The organism is Sphingobacterium lactis, from assembly GCF_051951495.1.
GTDB lineage: Bacteria > Bacteroidota > Bacteroidia > Sphingobacteriales > Sphingobacteriaceae > Sphingobacterium > Sphingobacterium lactis_A.
Map to the genome: position 1 here is coordinate 236,728 of NZ_JBNHAS010000003.1, position 23,584 is coordinate 260,311.

The window sequence follows — 23,584 nt, forward strand, 5'->3', positions numbered from 1 at the left end:
AAAACTATGTTTCATGTGGGTAAAACGACAGTTGGTCGAGAAAATTTGTTAGACATCTCTGGATTCTGTATATTATAGGATTTAACGCTTCGGGAAATCCAAACTTTTCCGGGGAGAACGGAGAATGCGCATGAAAAATCCCCTCGTTATCCACTATTTAGAAACGGCAATTATAAAAAAAGATGTGATGGATCAGCCCGACTTCTGCAATTACCCAATCCGTGGGCTGCCTTGGACAATAGTCCGGGACGTCGGGTACAGCATGTCCCTTCAAGAGTCTGAATTCTTTGGCGGCCACCTGCTGCTCATGGAACTCGAGGCCTTTGAAGAGACCGAGATAATGTTCTCCGCTCCTGAGCCGGTCGTCTTTACGGTCGTCATGATCGAGGGGTTCTTCAGGTTCTTTCAGGAAGAAAAGCTTCTTTCATATGCTATGGGAGGATCTTATTATAAAACCTACAATCCTTCCATAACAGCACGGCTAAAGGCCAGTGCAGGCAAACATGTTATCCTAGTATTCGCTCTGGACAGGGAATCCCTCGGTCTTGCAGAGAGGACATATCCCCCAATGGAAATCCTTATGGAATGTATACGGCAGAGATCCCCGCATACCGTCCGGTTGCCGGTATGCAAGATGACAAGAGAGGTAATTGACCTGTGGAGCTGCATAAGGAAGGTAAGTTCAAACATCCATGTTCGCAGTAGTGATATATCTTCTGTAGTGTCCCGATTGATCCGGATCTACCAACGCCAGTTGAAACAGGGAAACGTTGTAAAGGAACAGCTCTCCATGGAGATCGCCAATGCCCTGATCATGTACGTTGATGCACACTATACATCGGATAGGGATGTCAGGAAGGCTGAAATTGCCCGACGGATCGGTGAACCGGTATCAATGATCGAAGGCTATTGTCAAGTTGCTTTCGGCAGGTCCCTGCACAAGCATATCAGGGATATGAGAATGGGGACGGTAGTCCGGCTGCTTATGGATACCGATATGTCCGTAAGGACAATCATAGCGAGTGCAGGCTATTCCCACGGGTCAAACTTCTTCAGACTTTTCTTGATCTATTTTGGGCTTTCACCCTCTGAATATCGGAGAAAGAACAGATAACCGTACTTTATTATTCTGAATGGTGTCCATTTTTTTCTGATTTGATGAAAATAGTTGGTTTTACCAAAAAAACCGACACCATTCTGACCGATTCCCCTACCTATCTTTGTCCAATAAGAAGAACAACTTTTTTTCATAACCATACGCCGATATGGATGTGAATACAAAATAAGATATGGCAAGCGTATCGGGGGCAAACCAGTATCCCAATGGTATAGTTCTAGACAGGGGCCCATTGGCAGTGAGACCAACCCCATAATCCGCCGGTACGCTCAGGACAGATACGGATGTCGGGACAATGGACGGGGGTACAGCGATAAAGTGCAAACAGGCCCATGGTGGGCAGGCGGGGCCAAGGTAGCCCTGCTGATTAACAGGTACATGGACAGGTAAAAAAATGGATGTAATGAAAACAACAGGCACAGCGAAAAGAAAAACGACAGGTTTCCTCCTTAAGGCAGAGGAGCTGTTCCTATCCATTCGGATAAGGATGCACGCCATTTTCCTGCGGATATCCATGATCATTAGGTTGATAGCAAAAGTTATCGATCTGCGGTGGTCACCTTTCTTGAAAACCTTAGCCCACAAGAGAGTTGTCAAAAGATTCTTTTATCCCCTTAGGTTCGCCACCTTCCCGAGCCGCTCGGTCCTTCGGCTTCAAGGAAACTGATTGACCACTGAACGAGATCCCTCAAAAGCGTAACTGAGAGGCGAAACTGATATGCAAAGATTAAATAACACTTTTATAAACAAAAGTTCGCACTCATCTTCAAGTGCATATTTTGCCCATGGCAACTTCAAGAAACAGCTGGCTACGTGCCGGCGCATTATTGGCAGTATTATTATTTGGATATTTCCTTTCGATCGGAGCAATTAATAATGCCCCAACAAAAAGTGAGAAATTTGCCGATCAGACTTGGTATTATACTTCTGGAAATGCCACATTAAAATCAAGTTATACAGCTACTTCAAATCCTAATTGTGGAAATGGGGATGACGTGATCTGCTCGATTAAAGCACCAGCAGATCCTTCCGACCCTACAAAGCCACATATGACCACTACCGTTGTGAACAACATCAATGCGGCCCTTGCTGATGGTGAAGTTAACTCCACTGTTCAGTCATTTAGGTCGAATTAACAGGTCGCTGACAACTTCTTTTTCAAAAACCAACCGGTAGGATAGGTTCATACCAAAAGTATGTTGGTTGGACATTGAGCCTTATGATCAGAATAAGGCTCAATATTCTTCAAAAGGCCAATTTATTTACAATTTTTAATTTTAGGTCTTCTGTAGCATAAAATGACGAATTTCGTTTTACTTATTGAACCAACATTTATAAACTCATGAAACTTTTAACCACTTTAATGTTATTCTGTCTGATAACTTCGTGCAAAGATAAAGAACATTCGTCCCCGTTCGAAAGCTGTAATTTCTCTGCCGCTACAAAAATCGCTCTATTGGAAAAGAAAAATGGGACTCTCCATTATTCCAATACACTGGACGGGAAAGGCTCTGATGATAATAAATATTATATCAAAGTGGATGGAATGCTACCAATGGTAGTATGTAACCTGCCAAAATCTGTCAATCTTGAAAAAGACACACAAAAAGATGTAGAGTTCAGTGGAAGGATGGTGGAACTACCTGAAAATACAGATGCAGGATCTACCATTATTGAATTGAGCCATCTGGAATTTAAGAAATAACCAAAAAAAATTATGGCAAAAGAAATTGATATAGCTCTTCTAAAGGTTAGTAAATCTTTGGAAGACGGGTTCTCTATGGGTAAAATCTTACGTAAGTATGAAATCCATACCTGTCCTACTGATCTTACGGGGCTGATCGGGGAAATGCAGCTACCTGTAAAACTCCGGCTGATCGTTGGTGGGGAAGAATTTCTCATAGATCTAGTTCCCAATGACCTGAGGTCAGGCGACTACATTTCGTATATAGATGGACAGCCCGACAACGATCATCCCGGAACGAAATTGATAACTACGTTCAAGGGAACAATCTCAAAAACAGACGACGAAGTCAGGTTGAGTATATTTGATGATCAGATCAGAGGTTTTATTCAGGTGGCGGATGAAAAGCTATTTATAGACAGTCTTGAAAAAGTTACAGGGCTAAAGACACATAGGAACACCTTCATAACGTATTCTGAAAACGATGTGATCAATCTTGAAGACGCATGGTGCGGTGTTACGGACGATCATGAGAAAAAAATGAGAAATGACATCCTTGACCAGCTCTTACCTATGATCAACAACTGTAGGTTCCTAAAAGTTGCCACCGATGCTGATTTTGAGTTCTTTCAAAGGAACGGAACGAATACCAACCTGCGTATTCTCGGGATTTTCAATAACATTGAAGCATTATATCAAAACACTTTCAATGTTACCATCAGGGTGGTCTTTCAGAATGTCTGGCAGACCGTTAACGACCCCTATACAGGAGACCCCACAACCCAAGCGGGAAGTTTGCAACTTGTTAACGAATTGCGGAACTATTGGAATGCGAATTTTCAACAAGTCAGTCGAGATGTAGTCCATCTGTTTACGGGGAGAGGCGATCTTAGCCCCTTCGGTGTTTATGGGATTGTGTATGAAATAGGATCAATATGCCGGGCTCCGGATAAATCCTATGGTTTTACAAGGGAAAGATTCAATGAATTCCTCACAACTGCCCATGAGCTGGGCCATAATTTTGGTGGTATCCATACAGATGGTATAAACTGTGGAACCTCAACTGCCAGTATAATGTGTCAGGGCGATAAATCCGTGCCGATGTACTTTTCGGTGGCTTCGATTTCAAGGATCGGAAACTTTATTAATTCCAATAGTTTTTGCCTCGTACCAGAACGGCTATTTTGGATCACAGGACCTGATGTCATCTGCGGGAATCAGTTGTATACATTGGCAAATATACAGCCCGGTGACATCGTCTCTTGGACAGTCTCTCCCGGCAACCTAGTCCAATTGAGTCCCAGTGGACAGGGAGTTATGATTATTCCTCTGGCAAACGGGACGATAACCTTGACAGCAACCCTGACAGGTGCGTGTACCGACTCCATTGTAATCAGCAAGGCCCTGGAGATAGGTATCTATACTCCCGATGTTTCAAATATTACCGTGCAACGGAATGGCCCCGGATGTGTCGGGAATGATTATCAACCGATCTCGTTTGGCATAGTCTACAATGGATCATATGGCTGTTCACTCGCTAACAGGAATATTGCCGAGGTGGAATGGCAGCTTTTTTTGCATGGGCAGGCAACTCCACAGATAGTTAATAATGCTGGCTACTATAACTGTCCATCCAATGATGTGATCAATCCGGGAATAACAATTGGATTCGGCAATTTCTCGTCCCCGTTCATGATTACCCTTCTTTTTAGGGTCAGGAACAAATGTGGTGTCTGGAGCGATTACAGCCCAGGGTTTTCCTTCCAGATCCGACGTTGCTAATCCTATTGAGATAGGTTAAAACACAATAAACTATAAAAATAATAGGCGTTAAAAAGTTACGCCTATTATTTTTATTCATCCTTAAGAGCTATCTGGGGTTCTGGGGTATCCCTGTCATTGAAATAACTTCGGCAGGAATCTGATAAACATATCTCGGATCATTGGGAGGCAAGACAAAAGTATCCTCCGAACCATCAGATTTTTTGAGTACTCTTTTTAGTTCTTTTTCGTATCCCTGCTGTCTGTTCATCCTTCTCAGGTCGGACCAACGGACCCCTCTTCGGATAAGTTCTCTTCTCCTTTCAGAGAAAACCAGATCGAGGGCATCTTTTTCAAGCAGGCCAGAATACGGTACAAAGCTGCCACTGCGGTACCTCCTTTCTAAAAGGTAATTTAGAACTGTTAGTCCCTTATCAATTTCACCTTGTCTGATGAGACATTCTGCCTTGATCAGATAGATTTCATCAAGTGCCAGACCATTGAAAAATGAAACCTCAGACCCGCTATAAAAGCCTTTAAATGTATATACTCTGTCTCTTTTTCTGTTAAAAAATGCGGTCTTTCGTAGATCATTTTCCTGATAGGAGGAATACAGCAAGCTATCCACGTTACTTCTGCTCACAGCCAGAAGCTGGCTAGCAGATGCGCTTACGGCAAAATAAAGTACTTCGGGGTTTTCTTTGACAGGAAACGGATTCCTGCTGGTAATGGTTACGTTGTTGTAATCCAAAAGTTCAGAATGCCTTTTCAGAACCTCTTCCGAGCATTTCAGGGCATTTTCATATTCGCCACGATAGAGATACACCCGGGCAAGGGCAGCAAATGCAGATTTCTTATCTGCCCTTGTAAGATACCCGGTTTTTTCGGGAAGCAGGTCAGAGGCTTTTTTAAGATCGTCGATTATCATGCTGTAGGTGTCGGTGACAGATTTTCTGTGGGTTTTCTGTTCAATGTCAGATGAAGTTACGACCGGTATTCCCAATCCCACCCCATCAGTATCTTGTCCATAGATCTGTGCCAATGCATAGTGCATATAACCCCGGATGAAGTACGCTTCTCCCTGGATTTCCCTCCCCTCTTTAGCGCTATGAAGTCCAAGTCTTTCCAGACTTTCCAGTACCACATTGGACGTGGAGATAACTCCATAGGAATTTGTCCAGTACTGTGAGGTATTTCTCGAGGTCATGACGGGTTCCTTTTCCCAGCAATAAATAGCCTTTTCGAAAGAAGGCCGTGATAACCAGTCCGCGTAATCCAGATAGAAATCGTCTGTACCCATTTCCAAAAGTCCGGGAAAATTCCTGTTGATCTCACTTTCATTGTCCAGTAACGCTCGTAGGTCCTCGATATTCTGGGGCGTAGCAAGATTGGCATCCGGCTTTTCCTCCAAAAAATCTGAGCAGGAACAGACACAGATACCCACAAGTATAAAGAATAGAGTTTTTTTGAAATATCTTCTCATTACGTTTTATTTTAAAATGTCAATTGGACTCCCACGGAAAATGTCCTTGGAGGCGGAAGTTGAAAATAATCGGGATCAATGCGACCTTTGCTTGCCTTCCAGAGAATTCCCATATTACTGCCAAGAGCAAAGATGTTTGCCCTGCTCAGGCCAAGCTTGGACGAGGAATTGTTCAATAGGTTATATGAAAGTCGGATATCCTGTAGCCTTATCATGTCCCCACGGTGGATATTTGCCTCTGAATTGGAGAAAAAATCGTCTCGATTGGAATCTGCAGGATAGGAAAGGGACGGTATATTGGTTGTCTTTTCATCTCCGCTTTTTTTCCATCTTTCCGCATAATCGCCATGGCCAATCCATGAATTGAATAGGTCCGAGTAACGGATTGTTTCCTTCTGAAAATAATGGCCGAACTTGAAGGAAACATTCATCCATAATTCTATCCCTTTATATGAAAACGTATTCTGAAGGGAACCATGCAGGGTCGGGATTGCCGTTCCATGATATCTTAGGCTCTTTAGGGAGTCCTGTAGCAATATGGAATAGTCTTTCGTGTGTTGTCCATCATGATAGCCCATCGGATCACCGTTTAATGGATCAAGGCCACCGAAACGGTAGGAGAAAACCGGATACAGTGCATAACCTTCCATTGGCGAAAGGTTCCTTCCCGCGTAGGTTACTAGATTAGGGGTTGTCGGAAGATTTCCATAAAACCTGGTAACTTTATCCTTTACGCCGGATACTATAGCGGTGCTTTCCCATTTCAATTTCCCAACAAGGTTTCTTGACGACAAACGGAGGTCAAAGCCTCGCCCCCGGACCTCTGCGACATTCCTTTTGATATTATTAAATCCCAATGTAGGGTCAAGAGGGTCGGCGGCGATCAGGTCCGTTGATCTTTTGAAGAAATAGTCGAGACTCAGGGAAATACGATTCCCGTACACCGAAACATCGGCGCCAAAGTTCAACATCCTGACATCTTCCCATCTCAATGTGGGGTTCGGAAGGGTCAAGATACCGGCCCTCTTGACCCCATAGAGATTGATAGGTGCAGGCGTGAGGTATTCTATGATCGGAAGGACACTGGCCACTCCCCCGGAATTTCCGCTGTGACCAAGAGTCGACCTGATCTTTAGGGTGTTTATCCATGTATGGTCTTCCAGGAATTTTTCCCTGTCCATGTTCCATAGAAGACCGGCAGACCACAATGGTTTCCATCTTTCGTTGGTCTTTACGCCAAAGAGATTGGAGGCATCCCTTCTTGCCGAAAAAGAGATGACATATTTTTCATCAAAGGTATAGGAACCATTCATGAAATAGGACACAAACCTATTGGTGATTCTTCCAAGGCCACTTGGGAAGGGAATAGAACTCGTTCCTCCCAGATCATCAAAGATAGTGTACTGCTCGGTCGGGTCAACCAATACCGTAGAAAGAAGGTCATTATACCCGTAATGTCTGGAAATTGCCGTATTTTGGGTCCGGTCTGAAATTTCCGCTCCCGCTAGCAAGGTAATATGGTGCGATCTCCATTTTTTTTCAAAATTTGCCTGAATTCTTGCCCGATGGGCTACAGCGACCGAACTGGACCTGTCAAAAATAGAACCTTCGGGAATCCTGCTCTTGAATTCCCCGTTCTCCATATATCCGAACCGGTTATAGAGATCCCTCACAAAATAGGATTCTTTGTCTTTCAGGCTTTCGATCAGGCCGTCGGACCTTTCATAATTATAAAGTCCATCAAGCGAGAGTTCGGGGGTAATCCTGCGTCGTATAGAAAGGTTCGCATTTAATGTCTGTAAACGGGATTTATTGTCCGTGAGGCCGATCTCATCAAAGGGGCGGTATTTCCAGTCTCTAATGCCATTTACCGACAATGTGTCAAGATAGTGTGAATTGTAGCCTTTAGGTATGCTCAAGTTTCCGTGCGTTTTGTCGAAAAGGGAAGCATAGGGATAAAGCGCATATCGTGAACCATCTGGATTTAAGGGATAGTCAGGGCCTCCGCCTCCACTGATATTCTCATGTGCATACATAAGCGACGTGTTTATCTCCCAGTTTTCGGTAGGGCGCAGGCTCGTGCTCCAGTTGATGTTCAATCCATTCTGGCCATTGCCCATCTTTCCGTCCAGATTTTTTCTGTATCCCAAGGACGTCCGCTGCGAAAAGAACTGTGATCCTGACTCCAGCGATATCTGATGCTGTTGGAACAGGGCATTTCTGTAAGCATGATTCATCAGGTCGTTTCTATAATCCTTTCCTTTCCACATGTTTACCATTTCCTCTACCTGAGATGGGGTTATCTGTCCCAATCTTTCCTTTTCCAGTATTTCGACCAAAGGAGAAAAAACAAACCTCTTTGCATAGGTGCTGTTCAGTTGAGGATCGTAAAAGCCCTCACCATATAAATAACTTTCGAGATCGAGAAAGTCGCTGCTCGAAATAGCTGGATAATAAAATAGGTCCTGTTTCTCACTAAACCTTAAATTCGAGCTAAAGGATAGCCTTGTTTTGCCCGCACGTCCCTTTTTAGTTCGGATCACAAGCACGCCATTTCCCGCTCTGGCACCCCATATACTGGCGGAAGCCGCATCTTTTAACAGTGTTACAGACTCTATATCCAACGGATTTAAGGAGCTTATCTCGCCCGTAAACGGGAAGTTGTCCACAACGACCAGGGGATCCAGCATTTCCAACGATAACGAATTCATTCCCCTTATGTTCAATTTTGGCTCACCGTTCCTCCGATCCATCTGTATTCCCGGAAGAAGACCGTCGATGTTGTCCAGAAGATTTCCACTCACCCTTTTTTCCATTTCTTTGCTCCCGATCTGGGAGAACGAACCTGTGGCCCTTTCTTTGGGTAAACGGGTGTATCCGGTATTGTAGACAGCTACGGTATCGATCTGATTATCTCTTTCGCTCATCTGGATCCGTAATACCGTATCATTTCTTAGTTCAAACTGAACATGCTGGTACTCCAAATGAGTGAATAAAAGACTTTTCCCTGTAGGTTTGATTGCGAAATTGCCCATCCTGTCGGTTATCGTCGTAGTCTTTGATTCAATATCGAGAACGGTTACTCCTGAAAGCTCCTTACCTGTGGAGTTGACGACCTTACCTCTGATTGAATGCTGCGCCATTGAATTTCCAAGCATCAAAAAAAACAGGATTATTGTATGTACAGTTCTTTTCATATTCTTAGGGATTAATAAGGGTTCTTTATTTGATATGTGATCGATTCTTTAGCCAAGCCCCCAGTATCAGTAAATGCTGTAAATCTCCCTTTTGCATTTACCCAGGCATAATGTGGAATACCGAGATGTGGGAAGATCTCTATCAGGTATTCGTCAAATATTATTGTTGGAAAGGAGGATTCTTGCTGAGGGAACTGGTCCATGTAAACTTTTTCAACTTTTTTATAGTCGTCACGATATCTTTTCGGGTTCACTAAAAGTATCAACAGATCGTCACCGAATTCTTTCTTAAATTCATCAAGTTTTTTAAAGTTTTCTAAGCAGGCACCGCACCAGCTCGCCCAAAAATCCAGTATGATGACTTTCCCTCTATAATCTTCAAGGTTTTTTCGAGTGGTGTCCCCATTTACATAAAAAAGATGTTCCCGTTTCCAGAATTCCTCAGGAACTTTTTGACCGACTATTAGCGGTTCAGTTAAAGTTGGCCCCGCAACAGCCCGTTTTTGGGCGGACTGTGCCTGGGCATAACTAAACACTATGAAACAAAAAGGTAATACAAAAAGTACCTGCCGGACATATACCAGTTTATGTTCGATTATGGCAGGTATAAAAGATAGATATAGGGAAGTGAAGTTTATTATATAAACACACAGCCGCCCCATGTAGCTGTAAAGTAGCTTCATTTGTAAATAGGTTTATAACGTTCATAATTTGTTTATAAAAAACCTAGACACAGGGGCGCCGCCATAGTATAGGGAAGTGGAAGCCGTTAAACGGCCTCGGCACTTACTCTGGAGCGCAGATTAAATTTTTTAGAAGTTGTTCAGTTAGACTCATGCTCATTTTGGTTAACGAGTCTGCTAGAAGGGTTTAAATAAGACAGAGGCCCCAACTTACTGTCACGGAGGGCTAGCACACCCTGAGCACATATAAGAAGGGAACCCCTGAATATTTCTATATAGGAGTCCCAGCTTCTCATCTTGTGCCCGTATTGAAGTGCTAGTTCCCGTGAGCAAGACTCGAAGCAGAAGCTTCATTGTTATTATTGAAGATTCTGCAAATTTACAAAAATATGTAAATTATGTATTTCGTCTTTTCAATTCAATTACTATTTAGTACATAATTATTAATCAAATTTAGTTAACTTAGATTGTATTTCTGTCTCTTTTGCAGTAGTTTTACACCGATAAATAATTGTTTAATCTAACTATTTTGTGATGTCCATGGAAGAATTGAATGAAGATAATAATTTTACTGTCCTTGAGAACAAGACAATTGGTCGCAACTTAGCTCGATATAGAAAATTCAGAGATAGAAAGGCACTAGAGGTTGCTGAATATCTAGGGATGAAAGAAGCTACGTATACCAAATATGAGCGTGGGGAAAGCAAGATAACCATTGAAATAATACAGAGTGTCGCAGAGTTCCTTAATGTTGATCCTTTAAAACTTGTTGCGTCCAATTCGGGGCATGTTGTTGAGAACAGCAATTCTCCAAACTCTCCGATAGCAATTCAAGAAAACAGTACTTTTCAAACTACGAATGACGAGCAAACAAAATTGATCACAAAATTAGTTGAAAACGTTATTGCAATGAATGAAAAGATCATGAAATTGTTGGATAAAGATGAGAACTGATATATTTCTAATAAAAGCAAAGTATACAAGCAAAGCCGAACCTCCGTCCGGCTTTTTTGTTTCTTGGGTATTTGGGTATATTTGAAAAAAGTAGGTGAAGTCATATGGAAAATATGAATTTGGGAGAAATCAAGGATACTGAAATAGTTGTTTTCAGACCTCAAGATGGGCAAACGGAATTTCAGGTTGTTTTAGATGCTGGCCAAGATACGGTATGGGCCACCGAGCAACAGATCGTAGAGCTGTTTGGCAAGGCGCGGAGGACTATCGGGGAACACATTAAGAATATCTATGAAGAGGGAGAGCTGGATAAAGCCTCAACTTGGCGGGAATTCCGCCAAGTTCAAAAGGAGGGCGAAAGGGAGGTGTCCAGAAAAGTGTCTGTCTATAACTTGGATGTCATTATTTCGATCGGATACAGGGTGAAGTCTTCAGTCGGTGTCGAGTTTAGAAAATGGGCAAACCAAAAACTGAAGGACTATCTACTAAAAGGGTATTCAATCAATTGGGAATTGCTTCAAAAAGAACAAAGCACCGTCAAAAGACTACAAGAAGCGGTAGATATATTAAACCAACAGCTTCTTGATCGGCAGGCTATCCTCACAGACGGCCTTCTTTCTATAATTTCCCACTATTCAAGATCCTTTGACCTTCTAAATAAATACGACAAAGAAGACCTATCCGAAAGCGACCTCAATGAAAATATTATTTACGTAATAAATACGCTCGATGTAAGGAAGGCGATACAGCAACTTAAAGCTGACCTAATGAGCAAAGGCGAAGCAAGTGCACTGTTTGGGAATGAAAAGGATGACTCGTTTGAGGGGATATTGGGCAGTGTATCGCAGACTGTTTTTGGTATGCTGGCCTACCCATCGATTGAGGAACAGGCGGCACAATTACTTTATTCTATAATAAAGGGCCATTCATTTAGCGATGGTAATAAGCGTATAGGTTCGTTTATATTCGTCTGGTACCTTGAACAGAATAATTACCACCTCAATGCCAAAGGTGAAAGAAAGATTTCAGACAATGCACTTGTAGCACTGGCTTTGGCTGTCGCCCAAAGTATGCCAGACCAACGGGAGATAATGTTAAAGCTGATAATTAACTTGATAAAAGATACTAAATAGGAACGTGTTTTTACAACCAAGAGCTCGTTGAGAAAAAGGATAATATATGAAAAGCCGAACGAGGATTTTCTTTTTGAAATTCCTACCAATAATTTCTGATAGTTGCAGTTTTTATAATCGCTCTTAAAGCTCCTCTATAACAGATTCTCCTTTGGAAAGATCGCCAGAAGTCCGCTGCTATTTTTCATGCAGCCTGATTTTTCCATTTGGCAGTATCTCCGGTCTGGAGATACACCTGCCTATCTGCTTTCCATTGGAACGGAGCATTCCTTTTTCACTGCTTAGGCCACCAGAAGGCCGGACGCAGGGATAGTGTCAAGGGTATACAAGCGCACTGCGCTTGTATACCCTTTACACTTCCTGACGGGCCGGACTAGATTTGCCAAAGGCGGTGAAAATGGAATAACCATACCTCCGACACGTCTTTTTATTCTTTTGTACGAATTTCGCAAGTGGTGTGCGCTATGGCAAAACACCTCTTGCATACCCGAACGAGGTTTGTGCCCGTCAGCGGCAAAGCAGATGACAGGCACATACCGCAGTGAGAAGCTTCCTTTCAATGCTGGGTCCAAGAATTATTATCGTCCATAATTCCTGCGTTTTCTTTTCTTCTTCTTTCGGGGTTCCTGTTCAGGAACGATATCTATTCCTGGAGGGCAAGGTTCAAGAAGAGTTCCCAGCAATCCCCCAATTCCATTAGCGATCACTTCGAGCAAGTCGGTTGAGTTATCGTAAGTATCCTTTGATACTTCATTCGCAAGGTCATTTATAAAAGATCTATCCAACTCTGTCCCTTTTTCCGAATCGATCAGTATGTCCATCTGCTGCCGCTGGTCGATATCTCCATTCTTCTGGACATTGGCATGGGCAAATGTTTCTTTCAGTCCACGGTCGAATCCGAATTCCCTGTCAAAGACCGTTTCTCCACTCTGTTTGAAAGCAACCCTGTCGAACTGTCCCATTTTCCTGGAATGCTCCACATTCCTCCCTCTGGAACTGTTCATCGGACTGAGTTTGCACCTTCCCGTGATGTCCTTTCGGCTCACGATGACCTGGATATGGCGCTGCATGCCCTCTTTCTTGTCACCACGTTTCTTTATTCCCTGTTTGACCTCCTCATCTTTATGGGAATAAAAGCGATGGTCCTCGACCTTGGCAAACCAGAGCAGGTCCCTGTTGCTGTTGATACCGTCACGTTTAAAATTTCGGGCATATTCGTCCATGACCTTTTCGGTATACCGTTTCAGGTGTTCTTTCATACCCTCCTGGCCATAGAGCCTTTCCAAGTGTGCCAGCTCCTTTTGGCTGGGACTGATATTGATCAGGAAGAACTTGGCCTCGTTCCTGCCTAGCTTCGCATTGTTGCCGTCGAGCGCCCTTCTCACTTCATATGCCTCTACATCCTGACGCTGGCCGTTGAACCACTGTTCGGGCCCGTTCCTGCTTTCAGTACGGTTCTCCTTTTCGAGGTAGTGGACGAGCTTACCGCTGCTCCCTTTGTTCTGGGCCTCTTTCCTGTCCGTTATATTGATGTACATCCGATCCAGTTTTAATTGTTCTATAAAAGATCTATCTGCTTCCTCGTACTGCGTACCAGTTCCTCCTTCTCCATAGCAGAGGTCATCATCCCAAAACCGTCCCTTGTTCGGATGTAGTTCTCCAGAATGAAGCGGAACTGCTCCTTCATTGATTCCTTTGAGGCAAGACTGCCAGAGATCCCATCCAGTGAGCCCAGTGCCACCTTTATGGTATCGGCAAGTCTTTTCTGCCCATCGAGCATCTCCCTGTCCACTTCCAGTACGACCCTGTTATGCTTCTGCTGGCCGTTAAAAAAATCCACGATATTCTTCTGGCTGCGGGTCATCCGGTCAACTTCCCTTTTGATGGGGATCAGCAGGTCGTTCTCCTGAGTCCTGATGAAACCGATGTAGTCTCTGTGCTGCTTGAGCAGCGTGTTCTTGAGCAGCTCGTCGTTAACGTCCTTCGGATCCTTTTTGCTGCGATGAAAATAGTCCACCATCTGTGCGAACACAAGCCGTTGTGGCCTTCCCAGTTTCAGCGCTATCCTTTCCATTTTATGTGCGGTCTGCATATCGTACTTGATCGTCCGCATCGTATTGTCCCGTCCGTTTTTCTGAAGTTCCATTGCTATATCCATTATGCTGTATATCTATATATCCACTGTGCTGGATATATAGCCTATCCGATATATCGGACCCGCCCCAGGGTTCGATTTTCTTTTGTTCTGCCGCTCCCAGCGGCCATGGGAACCCCCGGAGGGTTCCCGAAACCTCCCTCACGGTACCGTGAGGGCAAGCAGGTGAGGCTCTGCCCAACCTCCGCTTGCTCCGATTTTCTTAAGGAAAATTGGACCTTTTGCCCTGTTAGGGGCAAAGGAAGTGCGGTGGAAAAGCGACCGTCGTAAGACGGTCTTCGTCTCCCTCCTCTCAAAGGATGTACCTGCTTCATGGGTGTTTTCTCCCTCCATTCTTTGGAGAGAGGAACAGTATAGGTTGCAACGGAAATACCTAGCCAATCAAAGAGCCTACTGGCATTACAGCCTATTGGAGATCGGGATATATAGAGTGCTATATATCGACCGATCTGTATATCTGGATATACAGCATCATGGACTTTTCTATCGGTATCTTGATAGGTTGATATCATGAGTCCACGATAAATTGATGCACAGAACAGGGTTAGAAGCTTATGTCCTAAATACAGCCTGCTTTCGAAAAAGAAAACAGAAATGATGCTTCGAATTGGCAATCGGTATAATAAAATTGCGGACGGGAAATTAGCATGCTTAACCGCAAAATGTTGATTAGCCAAGGTCATTATTTGCCTCCTTTCCTGCTTTTGATAGCGCCTCACGGATTGCCTGATCAGAGAAGAATACTTTCCGGCCTATCCTGTGGGGAACCAATATCCCTGCCTTCTCCCAATAGTGCATCGTGGAATAAGCGATCCCTAATAACTTTCGGGTCTCGGGCCTTGTCCTGTAACCAATCCCTGAATGGTTCTGTGAAGCTTGTTTCTCCTTACTTTCACCAGAAAGAGCTTCTCTAACTGCTGATCTGACCTCGTTGGATAGAAGCTCCTTGAACTCCGACTCCGAATAACTTGTAAGTACCTGTGCCATACGAAATACGTTTGTATAGCACAATATTCGAAGGGATTCATTAGGGGATTGATCACTATTTAAATCAGACTTCAAATGATTCACTATAGTCTAACTCAATTGGAGTCCAACTTTGGAAGTATAAAATCCGACGATGGTAACACCGAATGCACATACATAAAAAATGGACCTCTTAAATGAATTTTTGAAAAACCGGAAAAAATGAATTAAATTTAGATAGCTGGTTGACTTTTACCCCTAGAAGTTTTAAAGATATGAATAGACCGATAAAATTTAATCTAGATTCACTGGAGATCTGCAAAAGTAGCAAGGCAATAACAGATAACATTACATTCATAATTCCATTTGCAGATTCTCAAAATCAAAAATTCATTGGAGGAAGTGTGTCGTTTCAATGGTACAGTAATTTTCTGTACTTCATGGAACTAATGGAACTATGTTCTGACAAACGGGAAACAATACTATGCGAGGTCCTTGAACCGTCATTGATTATGTTCTTTATGTTTGACGGAGAGTCTGAATTCAGTATGCTCGAAGGCGATTTCCTAAACCATCCTGTAAGAGGGGCATATTACGCAACTTTGAACAATCGGGATGTATATAAGGCAACGTTTGAACCGGGCAAGAATATTATCCTTTATATCTCCCTACGGATGGAATGGATTCTGAGAGAGGAACTGGCACTACCAAATCTGAATAAATTTCTGTCATTTTCCTTAAAGAGCGGAGGTTCGGTAGAATATATGGAAAAACTTTTTATGAGCCGCTCCCTTGCAAAAGAACTCATCAGGATCTGGCATGTACCCCAGCTGGAGGACAATGACCTCGAATCCGCCCTTCTCCCCATGATCAAGAATATTCTGAAAATATATGATAAGGCCCAAGACTACCGTATACATCTATCTGAAATGTCCAACGAGGAAAAAATTCACGAAATACGGGGATATCTCAGGGCCGGTTGTCTTTCTTCTAAGATCACGGATATTCAAAGCCTTTGTAATCGATTCTTCATGACCGAGCGGACATTGAGGCGACTATTCTATAAACTTGAAAAAAAGACGATCATCGATTTTGTGACAGATCATCGGCTAGAACATTCTAAAGTACTTCTCATCCAAAAAATACTTCCCGTGAAGGAGATTTCTAAACGATGTGGTTTTGCCAGTTCCAATTACTTCTGTAGACTTTTTAAGAAAAAATACAACTTCACCCCAAAAACATTCCGCCTGAGAATGGCCCTCTAATAGACCCCATTCTTCTTAAAGTGCCCGGGCTTCATTGCCTGCTATGCTGTTCTCCTTTATTAATAGGATAATTCGGCCAATTATGGTCAAAAAAATATTTTTTTGTCCGAATAGTGATATAATTTGATGATAATTTTGATTGTAATATCTCTAAGTTATAAACGGATCAGCATTCTATGTATGCGGAATCGTCGGAATTACTAATCAATAAATTATGAAAAGGAAGACAATTTTTAATAATAGGTCCCAGATAGGGGTAAATAGTATGATTCTTTTGAGTTTAGTTTTGCTAGCGACGACCTTCTCTCAAAAAGCATTTTCTCAAAAACTCACCTTTACCTTCGACGCTTCCGGGAATCAAATAAAACGGCTGTGGGTATGTATAAATTGTCCTACGGTAAACATTTCAGGATCTGAAGGGGACACTTCTGTTGGTGAAACGAATCTTGAAGTCATTTATATAGAGGACAGTTATCGTCTACATATCGACAAACAGAAAAGAACTGTTCAGGTACATCCAAAAACCGAAAACAGATTTCATATCCCCAAGGTTTCGCTTTTTGATGTCGGCAATAAAAGAACGATAGCCTTGGATCAGCTCAAAAGGGACGACTATGTTGAATTTTCTACAGAAAATCTGATTCCCGGAATCTATCATCTCCGAATTTCTAAAGATGACAAAACATGGACCGAGGTTATTATTAAAAAAGTTAAGGAGGTATAACATGAAAAAGGCGGCTATCATATTATCATTGATCTTCATTATTTGTTTTGACGGTCTTTCACAAAATAGGATCCAAACCGATACGATCGGCCTGGACAGAAGAAAAATATTGACTTTGCACCTGGTAGATTCCATCGCAAAGTTGAATGCTTCAACCTCTCCACAATTCACGACTGATACGCTAAAGGTCCAGCTTTCTGACACCTTGGTCCCTTCTGTCCAGAAAATTTCAGCTCATCAAGCGCTAGTTGCAACTATCAGTGCCGGGAGAACAGAAACCAATCTGGACGTTTCCGCAACAGGCGCGATGAATTATACCATTCCTTTCATCCTACCTCCTGGCATCGATGGCTTCGTTCCAGAGTTGGGGTTGCTCTATAATAGCCAGAGCACCAGAGGTACCGCTGGCTATGGCTGGAATATCTTTGGACTTTCCTCGGTTTCCCGTGTGGGAGCCGCCAAATATTCAGACGACCGTGTGGGAGGGGTCAATTTTGATTTGAATGATCGATTCGCATTGGACGGTCAACGACTCCTTCTAAAAAGTGGAACTTATGGAGGAGATGGGGCTGAGTACCAAACGGAACAGTATTCGAATCTAAAGATAGTTTCCAGGGGAGTCTCTCCATTTGGCGCATCCTTTGGGCCGGCATATTTTGAGGTGTTCTATCCAAATGGCTCAAAGGCCTATTACGGACAGAATGCAAATTCAAGATCAAGGCTCCAATATGGTATTACCTATATGGAAAATGCGCAGGGAGTACGGATCAGTTATGAATATACCACTTATAGCAATAACCTGTTCATTACGAAAGTTCTTTATGGCAGTAGGGGAACAGCTACAGCGCTCAACAGGGTAGAGTTCAGTTATGCCGTCGCAAACCGGGCAGAACAGAACTATGTTGCCGGAACAGGTTTCTATTCCGACAGACGGATCAATAAGGTCAGCGTAATAGCGAACGGAACAAGTTACAGACATTATGTGCCCGTTTATTCTACCGTGGGCACGCTGAACTATGATCGTATGACCGGAATCCAGGAATTCGATGGTCCAGAGACCTCGGCATTTGCACCGATTAGTTTTGAGTACGATAGTACAACTAATATGCTCACGTCCTCAGTAATTTCAAACTTAAGCCTCACTGGAATTGCAAGCAATAACTCTCAGATAATCACAGCGGACTTTACAGGAAATGGAAGCATGGACTTTATTTTGTATCCAACCTCCAAGGACAAATTCTATGCTTTTTTTGACCTGGATCCAGGATCTCCATATATGCAGCTTGGTTATGAGGTGAATAGCGGTACATTTACAAACATATTTCCGACTATCTGGCTAAACCATGAGAATAAAATCTTACCTGGAACCGGCATTTTGCTTGTTAAAAGTGAAGGAGTGAATAAATATAAGTTTGAGACCTACTCATCTGGAACTGTATCTCCTGTTTACTTTCAGTATTCAAAACTTTGGGATAACATACCTTTACATATGGGCTATTATTCTAATTGTGACAATCAATACCATGAAGGAAAGCCAATGAAATTTGAGTTTCTTTCGGGAGATTTTAATGGAGATGGCCTTTCGGACCAGATTGCTGTAAGTTTAAATGAACAAATAATCACTGGGGAATATCCTGACCCAATTTATCCAGGGGAGTGCCACAAAGAATATTCTCAGTCTGAATCATTTGCTTATTTTATTGACTTAGATAGAAGAAAAACTGAGAATTTTGTATTCGAACTCGGATGGGTGAGTTCAAATTTTGATAGTGGAGATAAGTTATTCTCATCAGACTTTGACGGCGATGGGAGAACGGATGTTCTTGTCGTCAAAATTGGTAGTATGCATGTATATTCTCTAATGGGCACTACCAATTACATCGAGCATAAATGGAGCGTGAATGACTCCCGTATTCATAGTAACCAAAAAATATTGGTAGGTGATTATAATGGCGACGGGAAAATGGATGTAATGTTTTCTACAGGATATAATAGTCTCTTTGCTACTTTTATGTCTACAGGTAATGGATTTGTAAAACATGAAAAAAATGAACTTTTTACCAACAAACAAAATACCTGGGACGGAACCAATACAATGAAGCAGTATGTCTTGGTTCCTTCAGATGTAAACAATGATGGAAAAACTGATATAGTTCATAGCGAAAGTACGACATATAACTCGACTTCAACAGGCAATATTGGAGTATCAATCTATCATAATATTGGAATAGATACTAATTATCGACCAGTTTATGGGAATGTCGTTTCCAGCACTCGAACAACTAATGTTCGTCATAATCCTATTCCAATATTCCTTAACCCAGACCAGCAGAATTCAAATCTTGAATACGGTTACATAAGTGACAATTCGATATCATTGTTCCGTTCCGATAAAGATATGATGAAGGAAGGACATCTCTCTACAATTTTTCATGATGGAGTAGACCATTACATCGACTATGCCAGATTAATGGAAGGTACTAACGGCAACGGACTACCCCTATATAATTCCTCCTATTTCCAAACGTTCCCTTATATAGATATCCACTTTGCTCCCCAGTTGTACGTTACGAGTGCTGTAACTAAAAATGCAGCCGGGCAGATGGGACTACAGACCTTTGGGTATGCAAATGCGGTAACAAACGCAGACGGACTGGGCTTCCTTGGGTTCGGAGAGAGCATCAGGAGCAATTTGCACACCGGGGCATCCGATGTAAACCGTACCTATACAATAGGAATTCAGAGTCCACAATTAAGAGGGGCAAACCTCCGTACATTTGTTTCCAAGAACAGCTATATCAGCAGTGCGATAAAGAACATGGCCCTCTCCAGTCCGCCTCCTGCTGGAGGAGTACCTGACGGAGCAACTCTCAGCGATTATATCAGTCGCCAGGATCATCTATACCAGACTAGCACATTGGCCAATAAGACTTTCGTCAATGTACCTACCTACGCTTCTCTAAAAGACAAGCTTTTGGGAACCTATGAGAACCAGAGGTTTACATATGATGTATATTATAATCTTACCTTTCAGAGGACCGACATCAATGGACAGGGGTCAGAAAGGTCTGCTAGGACATATGCAAACAGTACGGGAGCAACCTATTATATAGGTAGGCTGACCAACCAAAAGGACACGACACAGGTAGGAACAGAGATCTATACTACAGAAAAGCAGCTTGTATATACAGGACACCTTCCGACACAGATAAAGGACAAGGGGCACAACACGTTGTTTATCACCCAGGCCCTGACCTACGATGTCTTTGGTAATTTAACGAAACGGATAACGACAACCCCAGCGGACGGATCACGGACCGAAAACATGACCTATGATGCTACTGGGCGGTTCAGGACCAAATATACCGATGCCGATGGCCTATCCGAGAGTTTTATAAACAATTCGGCATCCGGTATGTTGACTTCATATACAGATAGATATAATAGAAATGAAGCCTATTCATACGATACATGGAACCGAGTTTTGACCACTACGGATTATCTGGGGAAAGTGAAGACCAATACCTATACCAAAAACGTGTTCAATACCATCATAACCGCTATGGGAGATGACGGATCTTCAACCGTTACGACTATGGATCAATTTGGCCAAAAAATAGAACAGAGGGATAAAACCGTCCTTGGTACTTTTGAAGGCCGGTCCTGGAAATATGACATATATGGAAGGGTGTATCAGTCCAGTGAAATATCGCCCCCGGGCAATTATACCTTATGGAATACGATAACATTTGACGGCTATGGAAGGACCTATCAATCCACAAAATATACAGGAAGGGTCAAGACATATAGTTATGCCGGTCTAAATATGACCGTAAACGACGGAGTCAAGTCCGTGACGACCTCCCGGAATGGTTTCGATATGGTCACTAGCGTACAGGATCCTGGGGGAACGGTTACGTATTCCTATTTTGCGAACGGAAATCTAAAAACCTCCAATTATGGAAGCAGCGTCCAGACAATTGAGCAGGATGGATGGGGACAGCGAACAAAGTTGGTTGATCCCAGTGCGGGAACTTACCTCTACACATATGACGGATGGGGGCAGGTAAAACAGGAAACTTCACCATTGGGACAGTCCCAATTTGTCTATGACCAGGCGGGGAAACTGTCTACAAGAAATTTTACGGGCACTGCAACCAATATGCAATGGACCTATACCTATGACGCAACCTCAAAGCTTCTTAATAAAGTAGCGTTGGTAAATGCGGACGGCAACAGTTCGACGGATACCTATGCCTATGATACCTATAAACGACTTTCTTCCCAGACCGAAGATAATACGTTCGCCCAGTTCAACAGGACTTTTCTATATGATGCTTTTGGCAGGGTAAACAGTACAAAGATCAAGGCCACCCATAAGGCAACGTCAACTTCCGCTGAAAAAACTGTATTAACACAATATCAGAACGGTCTGATCAAACAGCTGAACCTTCCCACAACACCTGATGGTGGACATATTTTATGGCGAGTGGACTCGCTTAGTCTTCGCGGAGAGTTGACAGCTGCTTCCCAGGGAGTTTCGAGAACATCTTTAAGATATGACATTTATGGATTTCCACAACAGCGCAGATTATACAGGACCACGGGGACACCGACCACGTTGATGAACCTGGGGACTACCTTCAATGTACAGCGGGAATTTCCTACAAACAGGACAAACAGTGCTTTTGATTGGTCCGAATCATTCGGATATGACAACCTGGACAGACTGACCACATTCAATGACAATAATGGTAGCCAGAGCCAGCAATATGATACCAGAGGGAGGATTACCCAAAACACGAGGCAGGGTACCTATTCATACAGCGGGGTCAGCTATAAACAACAGGATCTGACATTGAATACTGCAGCAAGCGCCCATTATCAGACAAAGACTCCCCAAAACATTGGCTTCAATGCCTTTAAGGCGCCTACAGAGATCCACGAGACCGGACATGACCGGATCAGCTTCCAGTACAATTCTTCCCTTGGCCGGGCAAATATGTTCTATGGGGGAGAACAGGCCGATAAAATGCTCAGAAGATATCGGAAGCATTATGCCGGTGACGGCAGCTCTGAAATAGTCCACGACACACAGACAGGCCAGGTTTCCTTTTTCCTATATCTTGGGGGCGATGCCTATTCGGCACCTGCAATCTGGAAGGAGTCCAAGGGAAGTGCTCCCGTTGCTGGAGCCCTTTATTACCTTCACAGGGATTATCTCGGAAGTATAGTCATGATAACAAACCTTACCGGTGGTATTGTCGAGAAAAGGCAATTCGATGCCTGGGGGAATATTGTCAAACTTACTGACGGCAGCAATAATAACCTTACCAAGTTCGCCATCCTGGACAGGGGATTTACAGGCCACGAGCACCTGTTGAGCGTCGGACTGATCAATATGAACGGGAGGCTATATGATTCGAGGCTCGCTCGATTCCTTTCTCCGGATGGATTTGTCCAGGACCCGTTCAATACCCAGAACTATAACAGGTTTGCCTATGCCCTTAACAACCCTTTGATTTATGTCGATCCAAATGGAGAATTCTTCTTTATTCCCATTCTCACAGGAATATTTTGGGGAGCTATCATCGGCGCCGGTGTTGGGGCGGTTTCCTATACTGTACAGGCAGCAATCACAGGGAACTGGAATTGGAGCGGTTTTGGAAATGCAGTCGCAATGGGTGCATTTGGGGGAGCAATTGGAGGAGGTTTCAGTGCGATCGGCACCTCCGGTCTCCTCGGTTCCTTTGGGAATACATTTGGTTACAACATGCTTTCTCAGACTGTGAGCTCGGTAGTGACCAACTCTATGTACGGAGGCGAAATAAACCTGGCCTCTGTTGCCGGAATGGTCGCCGGCGGTTTGGTCGGTTCTGCCATTCCTAAATTCAATCCCATTAAGGGTTCTGGTTTTGGGACAGGTGTGAAGAATTCACTTTTGGAATTGTCTTATTCAGCGGGAAAGGGAGCATTGACCGGAGCCACTTCAGGGGCTGTTCAAAAAGTTTTGGGAAGTGATGATAAAAACATAATTTTGAACAGTGCTATCGGGGGTGCAATTGGCGGATTTTCAAACACTTTGTTCAATATCGGAGTTATGGGACCTGCAATGAGTTTCAATGATAGTTATATTCCGCATGGAAAAGATAGGCCGATCCACAGAACTGGTGGTCTTGCTGATTGGCTGGGAGGAACAGGAGTATCACTAGGGAGAAATGCATATGGAAGTAATTTTGAAGAAGATTATGTCAGAATTGAAGAAAGTCACCATTATTTACAACAGAAACAGTTAGGGTTTGCTAATTTTTATAGAAGGATTCTTTTAGAGGCTCTTAAATTTGGTACACAAGGAGTTTACGATACTAAAGGAACATTAGAATATCAAGCTCAAAAAGTTTCTTACGATTATCGTGATGGAAGACCTTATAATCCAACTCCTTTAAGATAATATTTAAAATA

Annotated in this window: 15 protein-coding genes; 9 read left to right on the plus strand and 6 right to left on the minus strand. The window is 43.1% G+C overall.

Going from position 1 to position 23,584, the window contains the following annotated elements; translation table 11 throughout:
• The first annotated feature begins 130 nt into the window (after window positions 1–130).
• The 4 genes from ACP6L2_RS13050 (at window position 131) to ACP6L2_RS13065 (ending at window position 4,583) form a co-directional block, all read left to right on the plus strand.
• A complete protein-coding gene (locus ACP6L2_RS13050) occupies window positions 131–1,114 on the plus strand; it encodes a helix-turn-helix domain-containing protein (RefSeq protein ID WP_440509797.1) in 984 nt (327 codons plus the stop codon).
• Window positions 1,115–1,902: 788 nt separating this feature from the next.
• Window positions 1,903–2,253 (plus strand): hypothetical protein, encoded by a 351-nt coding sequence (locus tag ACP6L2_RS13055; protein WP_440509798.1) that lies wholly within the window; start codon window positions 1,903–1,905, stop codon window positions 2,251–2,253.
• 206 nt (window positions 2,254–2,459) lie between these two features.
• Window positions 2,460–2,822 carry a hypothetical protein gene (locus ACP6L2_RS13060; RefSeq protein WP_440509799.1) on the plus strand — a complete coding sequence of 121 codons (363 nt, stop codon included), beginning with the start codon at window positions 2,460–2,462 and terminating at the stop codon, window positions 2,820–2,822.
• A 12-nt stretch (window positions 2,823–2,834) separates the two neighbouring features.
• Window positions 2,835–4,583 carry a M12 family metallo-peptidase gene (locus ACP6L2_RS13065; protein ID WP_440509800.1) on the plus strand — a complete coding sequence of 583 codons (1,749 nt, stop codon included), beginning with the start codon at window positions 2,835–2,837 and terminating at the stop codon, window positions 4,581–4,583.
• Between the two features lie 88 nt (window positions 4,584–4,671).
• On the opposite strand, the gene ACP6L2_RS13070 is transcribed toward ACP6L2_RS13065, so the two are convergent.
• From ACP6L2_RS13070 to ACP6L2_RS13080, 3 genes are read right to left on the minus strand one after another with little or no spacing between them, the layout of a single operon-like run.
• Entirely contained in the window at window positions 4,672–6,045 is a 1,374-nt protein-coding gene (locus tag ACP6L2_RS13070) for a RagB/SusD family nutrient uptake outer membrane protein (protein ID WP_440509801.1), read from the minus strand.
• A gap of 11 nt (window positions 6,046–6,056) precedes the next feature.
• The gene (locus ACP6L2_RS13075; protein ID WP_440509802.1) at window positions 6,057–9,242 is read right to left on the minus strand and encodes a SusC/RagA family TonB-linked outer membrane protein; all 3,186 of its coding nucleotides are present in this window, start codon (window positions 9,240–9,242) and stop codon (window positions 6,057–6,059) included.
• Window positions 9,243–9,253: 11 nt separating this feature from the next.
• Entirely contained in the window at window positions 9,254–9,925 is a 672-nt protein-coding gene (locus ACP6L2_RS13080) for a TlpA family protein disulfide reductase (protein ID WP_440509803.1), read from the minus strand.
• A gap of 540 nt (window positions 9,926–10,465) precedes the next feature.
• Here ACP6L2_RS13080 and ACP6L2_RS13085 point away from each other — a divergent pair.
• Together ACP6L2_RS13085 and rhuM are read left to right on the plus strand one after the other, a co-directional pair.
• Window positions 10,466–10,879 carry a helix-turn-helix domain-containing protein gene (locus ACP6L2_RS13085; protein ID WP_440509804.1) on the plus strand — a complete coding sequence of 138 codons (414 nt, stop codon included), beginning with the start codon at window positions 10,466–10,468 and terminating at the stop codon, window positions 10,877–10,879.
• A gap of 104 nt (window positions 10,880–10,983) precedes the next feature.
• On the plus strand, window positions 10,984–12,012 hold the full coding sequence (gene rhuM / locus ACP6L2_RS13090) for a RhuM family protein (RefSeq protein WP_440509805.1): 1,029 nt from the start codon (window positions 10,984–10,986) through the stop codon (window positions 12,010–12,012).
• 578 nt (window positions 12,013–12,590) lie between these two features.
• Here the strand turns inward: rhuM and ACP6L2_RS13095 are convergent.
• The 3 genes from ACP6L2_RS13095 to ACP6L2_RS13105 all read right to left on the minus strand — a co-directional run bounded on the left by ACP6L2_RS13095 (window position 12,591) and on the right by ACP6L2_RS13105 (window position 15,238).
• The gene (locus ACP6L2_RS13095) at window positions 12,591–13,550 is read right to left on the minus strand and encodes a DUF5712 family protein (protein ID WP_440509806.1); all 960 of its coding nucleotides are present in this window, start codon (window positions 13,548–13,550) and stop codon (window positions 12,591–12,593) included.
• A 20-nt stretch (window positions 13,551–13,570) separates the two neighbouring features.
• Complete coding sequence (locus tag ACP6L2_RS13100; protein ID WP_440509807.1) at window positions 13,571–14,158, minus strand: BfmA/BtgA family mobilization protein; 588 nt, start codon at window positions 14,156–14,158, stop codon at window positions 13,571–13,573.
• 678 nt (window positions 14,159–14,836) lie between these two features.
• Window positions 14,837–15,238: a hypothetical protein gene (locus ACP6L2_RS13105; RefSeq protein WP_344675318.1), complete on the minus strand. Its 402-nt coding sequence runs from the start codon at window positions 15,236–15,238 to the stop codon at window positions 14,837–14,839.
• A 170-nt stretch (window positions 15,239–15,408) separates the two neighbouring features.
• Between ACP6L2_RS13105 and ACP6L2_RS13110 the strand changes: the two genes are divergently transcribed.
• From ACP6L2_RS13110 to ACP6L2_RS13120, 3 genes are all read left to right on the plus strand, one after another.
• Complete coding sequence (locus ACP6L2_RS13110) at window positions 15,409–16,398, plus strand: helix-turn-helix transcriptional regulator (RefSeq protein ID WP_260039917.1); 990 nt, start codon at window positions 15,409–15,411, stop codon at window positions 16,396–16,398.
• Between the two features lie 214 nt (window positions 16,399–16,612).
• Entirely contained in the window at window positions 16,613–17,122 is a 510-nt protein-coding gene (locus ACP6L2_RS13115; protein ID WP_440509808.1) for a hypothetical protein, read from the plus strand.
• Window positions 17,073–23,573: an FG-GAP-like repeat-containing protein gene (locus ACP6L2_RS13120; RefSeq protein ID WP_344675315.1), complete on the plus strand. Its 6,501-nt coding sequence runs from the start codon at window positions 17,073–17,075 to the stop codon at window positions 23,571–23,573. Before ACP6L2_RS13115 ends, ACP6L2_RS13120 begins: the two co-directional genes overlap by 50 nt.
• The last annotated feature ends 11 nt before the right edge of the window (window positions 23,574–23,584 follow it).